Raw genomic sequence first — 12,522 nt, 5'->3', positions numbered from 1 at the left:
AGGGAAGCCGGAGACAGGATGAGGTTTTATATTTAATTTGACCAACTTACTTACTAATACTTCGTAAGTTTTCTAGCTAGGTTTGATTTTTTATCCATAGATAAAACCAATGTTAAGTAGGCGGGCAAGAATAAATCAAACTATGTTACCCAATGTAAAATTAATTAAGTTGGCTTGTAGTAAGGGCTTTAGCCCTATTGTCAGGGCTAAAGCCCTTACTACAAACCTTTAATTATTTACGCCCACTTACTTAGTAGAATCTATATAATTACTAGATATTTTGCCTCTTTGAATATGGTAATTGGTAACAGTCAAAATTAGAGAGTCATAAAAAATGATAATAACTATTGACTATTGATTATTGACAAAATTACTTATAGCGGTTCCTGCTCGGTTAAGGATATTCGTAGGTTGGATTAAGGCAATGCGTTACCCAACAAACCCCGAAAAATGTTGGGTTTCGTTCCTCAACCCAACCTACACATTTTTATTTTTTAGGCAAAACCTACGCAGTATTGATAGCGGTTCCCATTCAGATGCAGTACAACATTAATCGCAAAGTGTAAGGGCACAGCAGTGCTGTGCCCTTACGGGTTTATCTCACTCAACTGAGAACCGCTATATTGCTGATTATAAATTATGACTTGAGAGGTACACTTTGCAGCTTACATTGTGAGGATTGAAGTTGATGATTTTTGACTGTAACTTCTACAGGAATTGGGATCAACTGCACAGCACAGGCTTTTAATTCTGGTTGCAGGGAATCGGGGCAACATTCTGGATGGGTGAGGGCGTTAGCTTCGGCATTATCTGCCCACAGTGAACCCCAATGCATGGGGACGAAAACTGTACCAGGTGCGATCGCTTTTGTTACTTTAGCAGGAAACTGAGCTTGACCACGACGCGATCGCACTTCCACACCCTGATTATCTACAATACCTAACTTAGCAGCATCACGGGGATGAATTTCGATAAACGGTTCGGGGTGCATTTTGCAAATTTTTTCAATGCGTCCGGTTCGTGTTTGCGTGTGCCAATGTCCATAAAGTCGTCCATTAGTTAGCACAAAAGGATAGTCTGGATTTGGTGGTTCTGCCAATCCCTTTGAATAATATGCCCCAAACTGAGCGCGTCCATCGGGGGTATGAAAGCGTAAATCAGTGTAGAGGCGTTTTCCTGTTCTGAGTGTATGGTACTGACGCTTCTTCTCGGCTTCTTTGTGAAAGAAAGTTTCTTCTTCTGGCTGAAAACTTAAGAGTCCGGTTTCAGTATCGATAAATACTGACTCTGCTTTATTTGCTGGGTAAGGCCATTGAGTCGGGCCTTGTGCCAATTGCTCATGACTGATACCCGTCATATCGCAGGGGCGATTTTGAGTTAATTGGACGAATTCAGCATAAACTTCAGCAGAGTTAGTAAAGGCAAACTCTTTCTCAAAACCTAATCTCCGGCCAACTTCAGCGAAAATTTCCCAATCGGCTTTCGCTTCTCTGGGTGGTTGGCGGAATGCTTGACACAGAGTTACCACCCGTTCGGAGTTTGTCATCACACCAGTTTTTTCACCCCATTGGGCTGCGGGTAGGAGAACATGAGCATAGGCGGAGGTTTCTGTGGGATAATAGGCATCTTGGTAAATAGTGAAAGGCGATCGCAACAATGCCTTCTTAGTCCGCTCTAAATCTGGCATACTTACAGCTGGATTAGTAGCCGCAATCCACAGTAACCCGACAGCATCATTTTCTAAGCTAGTAATCATTTCCCAAACACTCAAACCGGCATTGGGCGAAATTTGTCCTGGCTTGAGTCCCCAAAACTCCTCAACTTCTGCGCGGTGCTGAGGATTTTTCACCGAACGATAACCCGGTAATAAATTCGCCAAACCCCCGGCTTCCCTTCCCCCCATTGCATTTGGTTGGCCAGTGAGGGAAAAAGGGCCAGTCCCAGGTTTGCCAATTTGTCCAGTCATCAGGTGCAGGTTGATGATAGTTCTTACCTTGGCTGTCCCTTCTGACGATTGATTCACACCCATTGACCACAAAGACAGTACTCGCTCAGATTTACCCCAATAGTGTGCGGCTGTTTCTAAATCTTCAATGCTGATTCCACATTGACGAGCCACCATTTCCGGGGGATAGTGGCGAATCACTTCCGCATAAGCGGGAAAGTTGCTGGTACAGTCGTCCATGAACATGGTATCGATGTAGTTCCAGCGCATCAATAAATGAGCGATACCGTTTAACAAATCGATATCTGTACCTGGACGAATGGCTAAATGTAAATCAGCCGCTTCTGCGGTTGGTGTCCGTCGGGGATCAACCACAATCATTTTGACCTTGCGATTCTTTTTGTGATACTTTACCAGCCGGTTAAAAACGATGGGGTGACATTCGGCTGTATTAGTACCAATTAAAAATGCACAGTCAGTTAACTCTAGGTCTTCGTAACAACAGGGCGGGCCATCTGCGCCAAAGCTTTGAATGTAGCCAGCTACAGCACTAGACATACATAAACGGGAGTTGGCATCAAAATTATTAGTACCCAAAGAGCCTTTCATCAGTTTCTGGGCTATGTAATAATCCTCAGTTTGAAACTGACCGGAACCGTACATACATAAGGCTTCTGGCCCTTGGGTGAAGCGGACAGTTTCAATACGCTGCGTAATGAGATTAAAAGCTTCATCCCAACTAACACGCCGAAACTCTCGATCTAAAGAGTCTCGCACCATTGGGTAATGTAATCTATTTTTATCTAAAGATTCTGCGATCGTTGCGCCTTTGACACAAACCATTCCTTGACTCGATGGATGGGCTTTATCGCCGCGCACCCGCCAAGTCGGATTTCCTTCACTATCTCGATTAGTTGCTTTGCCAAGTTGGGCTGGGGGTGAAACTTCTAAACCGCAGCCGACACCACAGTAGGGACAAAGGGTTTTGGTAAATTCACTCATGCCAGTTGTACCATTTTGTTATTTGGATTATGCAACCTCAGATTAGCGACAGTTTTAGAAATTTATCCGTTACACAAAAGCTCTTTAAAACTCTTATTTCTTGGCGTTCTTGGCGCTCTTGGCGGTTCGTTTTTCATTTATCGTTCGCGTAGCGTGCCGGAGGCATACCGCCAAGACGCAGAGAGCGCAGAGAAAAGAAAAAGAGATTTTCCTGAATTAGATTATTCTTCAGTTAAGAAGATAGTCGTTGCGGTTTCTGGTGATTCACCTTCATAAGCTGCGGCAAAAGAACCTTTTGGTTCTTTGAGGAAGAAGGCACACATAAAAGCACAGATTAGTGCAGCGATACCCATTGTGCTGAATAGTGTGGGAGCGTCGGTTAAGCTAAAAATTGTTAGGTAAACTACGCCGCCAAAATTACCATAAGCTCCGACATTACCGGCAATTTGTCCAGTGGCTTCTTTTTTAATCATGGGTACGATGCTGTAGGTTGCACCGCAGCCAGCTTGGGCAAAGTAAGCGGCTAACATTGTCACTGCGATCGCAACTGGAATCGGCCAGCTACTATTAATAAAATGTGCCATCAAATAACTAACACCGATCCCAACGCTGATAATTGTCATTGTCCACTTCCGTGAACCAAATTTATCAGAAATTAAGCCACCACTGGGACGAGAAAATAAATTTAAGAAGGGATAAGTTGCGGCAATCATCCCAGCGACAACATGCTCTAAACTAAAGGTTTTCTCAAAAAATGCGGGGAGCATAGAAACGGCTGCTAGTTCGCTGCCAAAGCTAGTTATGTATGTGAATTCTAGTAAAGCTACTTGTCCAAATTGAAAGCGTTCTGATGCAGGGTAAGTTTTCTTACCACTGAGAAGTTCTCGGTTTACTTCCCAAGCTTTGTAAGTTTGGTAAGCAAATAATCCTGCTAATACTAACCAAGTCAAATACATTTGACTCAGAGTTAAAAAGTGAATTTTCTTTTGTTCTAAGCGCCAAGCTAATAAACCCAAGGCGAAAATCAAACCAAAATTCGAGAGAATCATTGCCCAGAAGCTTTTGATGCTAGTTACTTCTAGGGAACCATTCTTTTTAGGTTTACTGTAGACTTTACCTGCGGGTGTATCTTGGACGGTGTTGTAATAAATTACGCCGTAGATAGCTGCAATGATACCTGTAAGTGCGATCGCAAACCGCCAGTTAGAAGCGCCACCAGCAAAAAAGCTTGTAGCAACTGCAATCATCGGTAAGGCAAATTCTGCGCCAAAAGCCCCAAAGTTTCCCCAACCGCCATAAATGCCTTGAGCAACGCCCATCTCCTTGGGCTGGAACCATTCTGCTACCATGCGGATACCGACAACAAACCCAGAACCGACAATTCCCATTAGCAAACGACTGATGACTAATTGATTAAAGTCTTGCGCTAGCGCCGTCGCCAAACAAGGAACAACCGTAAACATTAACAAGATTGAGTAGGTGATTCTGGGGCCAAAACGATCCAGAAGCATCCCAATGATTAACCGGGCGGGAATTGTGAGGGCGAGGTTACAGATGCCCAAAGTTTTGATTTGTTCTGGGGCTAAATGTAGCTCTCTGCCAATGGTTGTAGCGAAGGGAGCAAAGTTAAACCAACAGACAAAGGTGAGAAAGAAAGCGAACCAAGTCTGGTGTAAAATGCGGTAGCGATCGCTGAATGAAAATAGTTTTTTAAGCATTCTAATCTTTCTAAATTGAGGGGATGGGAGGGAGATTTTAAACGCAAAGGGGAGGCAGCGCGTTGCGGGGGTTCCCCCAGTTGTAGCGACTGCCGTCGCGCAGACGGACGCAGAGAAGTCGCTAGGAACTTATGTAAAGCTGTACTAACTGCTAATTACTAAGGCTTCTTGTTTGAGTTTTGCTCCGAAGTTTTTGATGAGTAAGTCTTGCAATACTGGCTGCAAGTCTTCACAGGGTATACCTTTGATAACACAAGTTCCTAAATGAGCGTCTTTGCCGACTTTGCCGCCCATATATATGTCAACGCCTTCGAGGGTTTTGCCATTTTTGCGAGTTTTGGTTCCCATCAAGCCGATGTCTGCAACTTGGGGCTGCCCGCAAGAGTTGGGGCAACCTGTCCAGTGAATTCGGACGGGATTGGTGAAGATTAAGTCTTCTTCTAAGGCTTTAATCATTTCCAGGGCGCGGTTTTTGGTTTCGATGAGGGCGAAGTTGCAAAATTGTGCGCCTGTGCAAGATACTAGCGATCGCGCCAGTAAACTTGGATTAATTGAAAATCTTTCTAGCAATGGTTCTGTTAAAAATGTTGCTAGCCGGGAGTCAGATATGTTAGGGATAACAATGTTTTGCTCAACGGTAAAGCGAATTTCACTACTACCGAAAACGTCTGCTAGACGAGCAATTTCAAACATATCTTCGGCATACAGTCGCCCGACGGGAATATTTAACCCTACGTAATTTAATCCCGGTTGCTTTTGTTTATATACTCCGATATGGTCGCGTTTTTCCCAATCGATCTCGTCTTTTGCGGCTGCGGGTAATAATAATTTACCCAAACGGCTTTCTACTTCTGCTCGAAATTTTTCTAAACCCCATTCATCAATTAGCCACATCAAGCGGGATTTTTGCCGATTAGCACGTGGGCCACAATCGCGGAAGACTTCCAAAACCGCTCTACATACTGCTACCACATCTTCGGGAGCCACCCAAGCATTTAGAGGAATCGCCGCCTCACAACGTTTAGCTGAGAAAAAGCCACCCACAAGAACGTTAAAGCCGAATATTGCCGACTGGGAAAATTCTTCCCCTGTCCCCTCCTTAAATGCTGGAACAAAAGCTAAATCGTTAATTTCAGCGTGAACTGAATTGTCTCTTCCACCTGCGATCGCAATATTAAATTTCCGTGGTAAATTACTAAACTCTGGGTTTCCTTCGCCTTTGTTGGTGAGCATATCTTGAATTTGCTGTACCAACTCTCGTGTGTCATACAACTCATCCGCATCCAACCCCGCCACAGGATCGCCTGTAATATTGCGAACGTTATCCATCCCTGATTGGATAGTGGTTAAACCAACTGCGTGAAATCTATTAAAGATATCTGGTAAATCTTCAATTCTGATTCCCCGTAATTGGATATTCTGCCTCGTAGTAATATCAGCGCAACCATCATCACCGTAACGCTGCACCACTTGGGCTAAAACACCCATTTGACTGCTGGTGAGAATACCGTTAGGCATACGTAACCGCATCATAAATTTGCCTGGGGTTACTGGGCGAAAAAACACGCCTACCCACTTAAGCCGATGATCGCGATCGGTTTCGTCCATTGCTTCCCAGCCCAAGGTAGCAAACTTCTCTATCTCATCCTTGATGGCGAGTCCATCTTTTTGCGCCTTTAATTTCTCGAATTTATTCAGGCTGGTAGTCGTAGTTGTTGTGTCTGTCATGAGGCTGACTCTCGTGAGAATTTGTGCTGCTAATTGCCCAATATCAATAAATAATTCGTAATTAAAAAATGACGAATTAGTAATTATTAATTGTTGATCAACCCGTAGTTCCATCAGGTAGATGGTGTATCTACGAGGGCTAGGGAATAAAAACTTAATATTTGGTTACGGCTGATTATTGTTACTCAAAAGCATTCCAACGTTAAAGTTCAAACCCGTGGTTAGTTAAAGGAAATTTGTCAAGCAGGTTTAGATAATGTTCATGTAACAATTTCGATATTCATAACTTAAGGTGAGTTTTCTGTTAGAATCGTATAAATTGTTACGATTTTTTGGTAAAATTGCTGAAAATAAATACGTAATATGCATTTTTTGCATCAAAGTCAGCCAATAAGCCACACAAACCGCTTGATGAAAAGCGTTTGAGATAACCAAAGCGATTTTGGATTGCCATAGATTAATCCAAAATCCAAAATCTAAAATCCAAAATTGAGTGTGGCACTATGAAACGTCGTGATTTTATTAATTGGGTAGGTTTGGGTTTGATAGCGAGTTCTCTACCTGTAGCGATCGCAGCTTGTTCTTCTCAAACACCTTCTGCATCTGGAGATTGGCAAACAGTAGGCACTTCGGCAGAATTAGATAAAACTGGTCAATTGCTGGTTAAAAACTCACCTGCTGGGCCTGTGTTGGTAGTCGGCACATCTAAAGGCGCAAGTCTGACAGCAGTTAACCCTACCTGTACTCACGCAGGTTGCACCGTCGCATGGAAAGCCGAGGCAAAAAAATTCGCTTGTCCCTGTCATGGTTCAGAATATGGTGCTGATGGTAAAGTGCTAAAAGGCCCAGCGACAGAAGCGCTGAAAACTTACGCCACCAAAATTGAGGGGAATTCAGTTGTAGTCAAGCCAACTTAAACAATATAAATAATTAAGGTATCGTGAACAATATCAAGCAGCTTTTGGTGCAAGCCCAGACAGCATACAATGCAGCTGATTGGTCATCACTGATTCAATATTTACAACAATTAATTTTAGGGACAGACTCGGAAGATCCAGAGATAGTTAAAAATCGAGAATATCTGCTGAAATTAGCACTTTCAATCTTAGAGATGGGAGATTTTCAGCAACGGTGGGAAATTACCAAGGTGTTGACTCACTTGGGAAATATTGCTATTCCACCACTCATTGATATCTTAGAAGATGAAGATGCAGAAGAAGAATTACGCTGGTATGCAGCGCGAACTTTGGGCCAATTTCAGCAACCAGAAGCGATCGCACCTTTGGTTGAATTATTGAAAACTGATGAGGATGAAGAACTCAAAGCGATCGCAGCCACAGCACTAGGACAAATGGGTACTGTTGCGATCGCTGCTTTATCTGAACTCCTAAAACAAGAAGATACAAGGCTTTTGGCAGTGCGATCGCTTTCCTGTATTCCCCAAACAGAAACAATCACACCACTGTTGAGTGTAGTACAAGATTCACAAGCAACAATCCGCACGGCTGCAATTGAAGCCCTGACAAGTTTTCATGACGAACGTGTACCACCAATCTTGTTAAACACTTTGGATGACATAGCCGCTACAGTTAGGCGGGCAGCAGTGATTGGTTTAGGTTTTCGCCCCGACTTACGCGAAGCCTTAGATTTGGTGACGAGACTGCAAGCCAAGCTTTACGACTTTAATCTTGATGTTTGTTGTGCAGCCGCAGTTTCCCTTTCTCGGATGGGTTGTGATGAGGCTGCAAAACATTTATTTGATTTGTTGATTTCACCCCAGACACCGATAAAGTTGCAATTAGAAACTATCCGCGCTTTAAGTTGGATTGAAACACCATCTAGTTTGGAATATTTGCAAACAGCATTTAATCAAAGCACTTCAGAGACACTCTGGCAAGAAATTGTTACAGTTTTGGGGCGAGTCCAAAAGCCGCAAACTACACAAGGCACAGAAATATTATTGCAAATATTGCTAACGCAGCATCCAGCCACAGAGATTGTAAGTGTAAAAAGTGCGATCGCTCTATCTTTAGGACAGTTAGGCGAAATCCAAGCTATTGAACCATTGATTTCACTGCTAGCTGATTCTAATGCATCGGTAAGACTACACGCGATCGCTGCACTCAAAAATTTAGCCAATAATGCTGCACTCACAACAGATTTGCAACAAGGAATAGCGATCGCTTTGGCTGAGTGGTAATTTCTCTCAACTAAACTATAAAAGTTATAGTATTATGATATATAACGAGCGTTCGATATAAATAATTGAGTCATGCCTAAGATTGTTGATCATGAGCAATACTCTAAAGAACTGCTCGACAAGTGCTTTGATTTATTTGCCCAAAAAGGCTATGGTTCCATTACTATGCGCCAAATTGCTGAAGGATTAGGGGTTTCTACTGGTACGTTGTACCACTATTTTCCTAGCAAACAAGCTCTATTTGAGCAATTAGTCCAAGAAATATGTGAGCAAGATTTAAGTGCAGCATTTGCTGAATTAGAAGGATCGCAAACGCTGCAAGAGGGAATGGAAGCAATAGGAAGATATTTAGTAGCAAACGAAGATTACTTCATTAAATGGACTTATATTTGGATTGATTTTTGTCAACATCAAGACTCTAAAGAAATGTTGAAAAATAGTGTTTTTAAGCGAACTAATGAACGTTATCAGCAGGCAGTTTGTGATTTTTTAGGTATTCAAGATCCGGTATTAGCTTGCTTTGTCTTGAGCTTTCTAGATGGTTTAATTATGGAGAAGTTATGGGGTAATGAAAGAATTGATTTTATGGAACAATGTTCATTGTTAGGTAAAATGCTGACGGCATATTTGCCGCAACATAGGAGTTAGGAGTTAGGAGAGACGCAATTAATCGCCTCTGTACAAGAGTTTGGAATAGAGACGCGATTAATCTTTGTCTGTTTAGAATAAAATATAGGACTAGTATTTGATTTGTGAAAATATACGTAGGATGTGTTAGCGACAGCGTAACGCATCAAACCCTTGATAATAGTGCGTTACGAACTCCGTTCTAACACACGCTACAATACCTAATTTTGTTCAAAAATTAAATATGATTCCTATAGTTTTTTTATTTATCTGATATTCATTGATAAATAACAATTAGCTGCTATCACTATAGGTTCATTTGATGTAGAAAAATAATTTTTTATGAGGGTAAAATAGATGGTTCAAAAGCTGTTTAAAAAAGCTTCTAATAAAGGGTTAGTTGCATTAGTAATTGCAGCTACCGCTATTACAGGTGTAACTATTTTTTATGGGATTTCTCAGTTTGGATTAGTTAGTCAAGCTGAGAAATCTGAGCCAGTAGAAACCACGCCTAAAAGTCCAAAAGTGGCTGCATTAGGACGGCTAGAACCGGAAGCTGAGGTAATTAGCTTGTTTGCGCCCCTGGCATTGGATGGCGATCGCGTTGCTCAAATTTTAATCAAAGAAGGCGATCGCGTTAAAGCTGGACAAATGGTAGCAATTTTAGATGCCCGCGATCGCTTACAAACTGCTGTACTACAAGCTCAACAACAAGTCAGAGTTGCCCAAGCTAAACTCAATCAAGTGCAAGCGGGAGCAAAAGTAGGAGAAATTAACGCCCAGCAAGCCAGCGTTGAACGCCTCGAAGCCCAGTCTCAAGGAGACAAAACAGCGCAACAGGAAGCAATATTCCGCATAAAGGCACAGTGGGAAGGCGACAGAATCGCGCAACAGGCAACCATTAAGAAGCTAGAGGCAGAACTCAAAAATGCCAAAGCCGAATATCAACGTTATCAGCAGCTATATTCTCAAGGAGCAATTTCTAATTCTTTGTATGACAGCAAAGGTTTAACTGGAGAAACTGCCAAACAGCAAGTAGATGAAGCTAAAGCAGTTCTTAACCGGATTAACACAACTGCTAGCAAACAATTAGCTGAAGCCAAAGCAGCACTTTTCCGTACTAATGCCACTGGTAGTAAGGAAGTTAGTCAAGCTAAAGCCACCCTTACCAGTATTGCCGAAGTTCGACCTGTAGATGTAGCCGCAGCCAAGACAGAAGTTGAAAATGCGATCGCCACACTTAAACACGCCCAAACCGAGTTAGCGGGTGCTTACATCAAAGCACCGATGGCGGGACAGATCATTAAAATTCATACGCGAATCGGAGAAAAAATTAGTGATTCTGGGATTGCAGACTTAGGGGAAACAGATCAGATGATGGCAGTAGCAGAAGTTTATCAAACCGATATCGGTAAAGTGAAATTAGGACAACAGGCAGTGATTAGCAGTCAGGCATTTGCCGGCGAACTGCAAGGAACCGTTGCTCAAATTGGGCGACAGGTGATTAGACAAAACGTTTTTAGCAATCAGCCAGGGGAAAACCTCGATCGCCGAGTAGTTGAGGTGAAAATTCGCCTCAATCCTGAAGACAGCAAGCGAGTTGCAGGTTTCACCAACTTACAGGTACAGACAGCAATTGAATTGTAAAAGGGTATTGGGCATTGGGCATTGGGCATTGGGCATGGGGCATGGGGCACGGCTAATGAGTATTTGAACTCCATTAATGAGGCTTTGAACTCCATTACAGCGCTTACGGCTATTATGCAATACAGTTTTTCTCCTTGCCCTCTCCTATCAAAGCTTTCAGATTTGAGGATGTACCTCATAGCTGCCGGAAGTGCTGTAATGAGGCTTTGATACTCGTCAATCCAGTTCGGCATTGTCCATACCTAATGCTCCATGCCCAATCTGACTTTTCACGTTATGTGGAAAAGCCACGAAAAACCTAACCCCCTAACCCCCTTCCCTACGAGGGAAGGGGGAAAATTCAAAGTCTCTCTCCTTTTAGGAGAGAGATTTAGAGAGAGGTTTTCCAGATACCGTGAAAAGTCAGATGCCCAATGCCCAATGCCCAATGCCCCATGCCCCATTCCCAATTCCCAATTCCCAATTCTAAAATTATGAAAATATTTCGCAAAACGCCTTTAGCATGGCGGCAGTTAATGAAAGAAAAAACCCGTCTGGCTGTTGCAGTGGCAGGTATTACTTTTGCCGACTTGCTGATGTTCATTCAGTTGGGATTTGAAAGTGCGCTTTTTGATTCAGCCATCAAACCCCACCGCAATTTACAGGCAGATTTAGTTTTGATTAGTCCCAAATTTCAAACTCTGTTCTCTGTGAAAAATTTTTCCAGAGAGCGACTATACCAAACATTAGGTTACGACGGTGTTCAGTCAGTGAACTCTGTCTACATCAACACCGGAGAGTGGCGAAATCCTGAAACGCATCTCGATCGCGCTATCTTAGTTTGGGGTGTCGATCCGGCACAATCACCATTCAAATCGCTTGAAATCAAACAAAATCAGCATCACCTAAAACAGTTGTATCAAGTTCTGTTTGATCAAGCGGGGCGGCCGGAATACGGAACAGTTGCGGATATTTTTAATAAAACAGGCAACTTTGAGACGGAACTGAATAATAAACTTGTCTCTGTTAAAGGCTTGTTTACTGATGGTGCTTCTTTTGCTGCCGATGGGAATGTTATCACCAGTGACTCCACCTTTTTGCAACTATTCTCAGATAGTAAACCCGATCGCATCACAGTTGGATTAATCACTCTCAAGCCCGATGCCGATCTCGAAAAAGTGCGATCGCAATTGGCAGCATCACTACCCAATGATGTTAAAGTCCTGACTCCAGAAGAGTTTGCCCAAATCGAAAGAAAATACTGGGAAACTGGTACTGCCATTGGTTTCATTTTCGGTTTAGGTACAGGAGTTGGGTTTATTGTTGGCATCGTTATTGTTTATCAAATCCTTTACTCTGATGTTTCCGATCATTTGCCAGAATACGCCACACTCAAAGCAATGGGATACACCGATCGCTATCTCTTGGGAGTCTTATTCCAAGAAGCATTGTTTTTAGCTATTTTGGGTTTTATCCCTGGATTTATCCTTTCTTTGGGGTTGTATCAACTTGCCTACACTGCTACAATGTTACCTATTTTTATGAAGCTTGAAAGGGCGATATATGTCTGGATTTTGACTGCAATTATGTGTAGTGTTTCTGCTGCGATCGCAATGCAGAAGTTACGATCTGCTGACCCTGCCGATGTTTTTTAGACACGCGAAAAATCTTTGTCT

Annotated in this window: 11 protein-coding genes; 6 read left to right on the top strand and 5 right to left on the bottom strand. The window is 42.7% G+C overall.

Features of this window, described 5'->3' with window-relative positions; all coding sequences use genetic code 11:
- Window positions 1-637: 637 nt before the first annotated feature.
- From V7K98_RS17305 to V7K98_RS17290, 4 genes are all read right to left on the bottom strand, one after another.
- Entirely contained in the window at window positions 638-2,947 is a 2,310-nt protein-coding gene (locus V7K98_RS17305; protein ID WP_335023909.1) for a molybdopterin oxidoreductase family protein, read from the bottom strand.
- Window positions 2,948-3,168: 221 nt separating this feature from the next.
- The gene (locus V7K98_RS17300) at window positions 3,169-4,665 is read right to left on the bottom strand and encodes a NarK family nitrate/nitrite MFS transporter (protein WP_335023907.1); all 1,497 of its coding nucleotides are present in this window, start codon (window positions 4,663-4,665) and stop codon (window positions 3,169-3,171) included.
- A gap of 144 nt (window positions 4,666-4,809) precedes the next feature.
- Window positions 4,810-6,393, bottom strand: coding sequence for a ferredoxin--nitrite reductase (locus V7K98_RS17295; RefSeq protein ID WP_335024139.1), 1,584 nt, complete (start codon window positions 6,391-6,393; stop codon window positions 4,810-4,812).
- A 322-nt stretch (window positions 6,394-6,715) separates the two neighbouring features.
- Complete coding sequence (locus V7K98_RS17290; RefSeq protein WP_335023905.1) at window positions 6,716-6,847, bottom strand: hypothetical protein; 132 nt, start codon at window positions 6,845-6,847, stop codon at window positions 6,716-6,718.
- Window positions 6,848-6,896: 49 nt separating this feature from the next.
- Between V7K98_RS17290 and V7K98_RS17285 the strand changes: the two genes are divergently transcribed.
- The 4 genes from V7K98_RS17285 to V7K98_RS17270 all read left to right on the top strand — a co-directional run bounded on the left by V7K98_RS17285 (window position 6,897) and on the right by V7K98_RS17270 (window position 10,867).
- Entirely contained in the window at window positions 6,897-7,310 is a 414-nt protein-coding gene (locus V7K98_RS17285; protein WP_335023903.1) for a QcrA and Rieske domain-containing protein, read from the top strand.
- Window positions 7,311-7,330: 20 nt separating this feature from the next.
- Entirely contained in the window at window positions 7,331-8,593 is a 1,263-nt protein-coding gene (locus V7K98_RS17280; RefSeq protein WP_335024137.1) for a HEAT repeat domain-containing protein, read from the top strand.
- A 72-nt stretch (window positions 8,594-8,665) separates the two neighbouring features.
- Window positions 8,666-9,241, top strand: coding sequence for a TetR/AcrR family transcriptional regulator (locus V7K98_RS17275; RefSeq protein ID WP_335023901.1), 576 nt, complete (start codon window positions 8,666-8,668; stop codon window positions 9,239-9,241).
- A 336-nt stretch (window positions 9,242-9,577) separates the two neighbouring features.
- Window positions 9,578-10,867: an ABC exporter membrane fusion protein gene (locus tag V7K98_RS17270; protein WP_335023899.1), complete on the top strand. Its 1,290-nt coding sequence runs from the start codon at window positions 9,578-9,580 to the stop codon at window positions 10,865-10,867.
- Here V7K98_RS17270 and V7K98_RS17265 read toward each other — a convergent pair.
- Window positions 10,838-10,987 (bottom strand): hypothetical protein, encoded by a 150-nt coding sequence (locus tag V7K98_RS17265; RefSeq protein ID WP_335023897.1) that lies wholly within the window; start codon window positions 10,985-10,987, stop codon window positions 10,838-10,840. The genes V7K98_RS17270 and V7K98_RS17265 overlap by 30 nt on opposite strands.
- Window positions 10,988-11,119: 132 nt before the next feature.
- On the opposite strand from V7K98_RS17265, the gene V7K98_RS17260 reads away from it, so the two are divergent.
- Together V7K98_RS17260 and devC are read left to right on the top strand one after the other, a co-directional pair.
- Window positions 11,120-11,344, top strand: a complete 225-nt coding sequence (locus tag V7K98_RS17260) for a hypothetical protein (RefSeq protein ID WP_335023896.1) — start codon at window positions 11,120-11,122, stop codon at window positions 11,342-11,344.
- Complete coding sequence (gene devC, locus V7K98_RS17255; protein WP_335024135.1) at window positions 11,341-12,501, top strand: ABC transporter permease DevC; 1,161 nt, start codon at window positions 11,341-11,343, stop codon at window positions 12,499-12,501. Before V7K98_RS17260 ends, devC begins: the two co-directional genes overlap by 4 nt.
- Window positions 12,502-12,522 lie beyond the last annotated feature (21 nt).

The sequence above is a fragment of the Nostoc sp. genome, assembly GCF_036917435.1.
GTDB lineage: Bacteria > Cyanobacteriota > Cyanobacteriia > Cyanobacteriales > Nostocaceae > Nostoc.
The sequence above is the reverse complement of the archived record's forward strand: the minus strand, read 5'-3'. Positions and strand labels throughout refer to the sequence as shown.